2 protein-coding genes are annotated in these 1,884 nt (G+C 41.4%); one reads left to right on the top strand and one right to left on the bottom strand.

The features are described 5' to 3' along the window. Positions 1-64: 64 nt before the first annotated feature. The gene (locus tag VIR50_RS03455) at positions 65-1,129 is read right to left on the bottom strand and encodes an HU domain-containing protein (RefSeq protein WP_331933746.1); all 1,065 of its coding nucleotides are present in this window, start codon (positions 1,127-1,129) and stop codon (positions 65-67) included. A gap of 203 nt (positions 1,130-1,332) precedes the next feature. Between VIR50_RS03455 and VIR50_RS03450 the strand changes: the two genes are divergently transcribed. Continuing rightward, positions 1,333-1,884, top strand: a 552-nt coding sequence (locus tag VIR50_RS03450) for a nucleotide sugar dehydrogenase (protein ID WP_331933745.1), incomplete at its 3' end; no start/stop codon positions are given.

Genomic DNA, 1,884 nt, shown 5'->3' with positions numbered 1-1,884 from the left:
TATCACATTTGGGGCAACGTACTCGTTTCATAAGCAGGTTACAAAATCATAATGCTTTTGCATGTTACTTAATAAATGTGACCCAACAATCTTCAAAATGTTTGAGTCCATGCATTTTGTTGACCATCCGATAGGCTTCGCCTTCTGTATCGAAATGACCATAAACAACTTTTACATTATTTCTTGTTATAATTACTTGTGCATCTTCATAGCCCTCTTTGTGCAGCCGTTCGGTAAACAACTTGGCATTGGTCTTGCTAACCCTGCTCGCTAATACCAAAGTATAATAAGATGAAGCCGTATCTGTTTGGAGAGCTTCTGTCTGCTTGGGCTGTATTTTTAAATGGTTCGCAGCTTTAGGCGTGCTAATGTTGAGATTTGCTGGGGCTGTATTGACGCTCTTGGGTAAAACACGATAGAGCAAATCGGTGTCAATGCCACTATTCTTTAGATAAGATTGTTTGTTGTTATCTAACGGACTGGCAATGAGTACCATGACAATAATAGCGATACAAGCCGCGGCGACATTACGAATCAGATGGTAAACGATTTGTGTACCACGACCGATGGTCTCATGCTCTTCGTCAACAGCCTCTTCCTCTTCTATCGTTTCAGCAGGTGGAATAGGAGTATTTCCTAATAAAACTCGGTTAGATGAGGTTGCGGTTTTTGCTTGTTCTGTCTTGACTTCCTTGTTAGCTGCGACCATGGTCAACGGCTTAAATTCATACGAGGAAAGACCATACAAATCGGGAGTGAGCAATCCTGATTCACACGGAGTAAACTCATAATTGCCATCATTGTTCAGTGTGATTTTGCCAATATCGGAAAATTCACACTCCCCTTCATTGTTCAGAATGGTTTTCAGTTGGTCTACTTCGGCTTCAATATGTTTCAAAGCCTCGGGATAACTGATGTCGTAACACTCAACATAAGACTGTACCAACAAGGAATCGTTGATACGTAATTGGGGATTGAAACCTATAGTTCTGATGGGCGGCAAGAACATGTTGTCCCTGTCGTCATGCCTTGCCGCAACGTAATGTGTGGTGAATCCGCCGAAGCCGGGGATGATAACGCACTCATTACTAAGCAATAGAATCTCTATGTGTTTATCAATCTCAATCACAAGTGCAAAATTATACTTTTTATTCTGAAATTGCAAGTGTTTCATTAAAAAATACCGAACGGCGTCTTTTTTTGTTTTGATAATTTTGAGAAGTCATTCTATTCTATTACATTTGTAATACTTATAAAGTAATCAAGTAGCGTTAGTAAGGTGAAAGGGCTGTTTTTGGCGGTCTTTTTCCCTATGAAATAACTTTAACAATTATGAATATTGCAATTGTTGGTACAGGTTATGTTGGTTTGGTGAGTGGAGCTTGTTTTGCTGACACCGGAGTTAACGTCACCTGCGTAGACGTAGATGAGAATAAGATTTTGCAATTGCAAAATGGAAATATTCCCATTTATGAGCCCGGACTCGACGAGTTGGTTTTAAAGAATTATAAAGCCGGCCGATTGAAATTCACAACTTCCTTAGCAGATATTATCAATGAGCAGGATATTATCTTCTCGGCTGTGGGTACACCGCCTGACGAAGATGGTTCGGCCGATTTGAAATATGTGCTGCAAGTGGCCGAGACCATTGGCCAACACCTTAATAAATATATAGTCGTTGTTACCAAGAGCACGGTACCCGTGGGCACTGCGACCAAGGTAAAATACACAATTCAGGCGGCATTGGATAGGCGTGGCGTTAGCATAAAGTTTGATGTGGCCAGCAATCCTGAGTTTTTGAAAGAAGGAAATGCCATCAAGGATTTCATGAGTCCCGACCGTGTTGTGGTCGGCGTGGAGAGTGAGGAGGCCAAGCGTTTGTTG

It is taken from the genome of Prevotella sp. (genome assembly GCF_036570325.1).
In the GTDB taxonomy this organism is placed as follows: Bacteria; Bacteroidota; Bacteroidia; order Bacteroidales; family Bacteroidaceae; genus Prevotella.
Note: the sequence above shows the minus strand (reverse complement) of the source record. Positions and strands in the feature narration are given on the sequence as shown.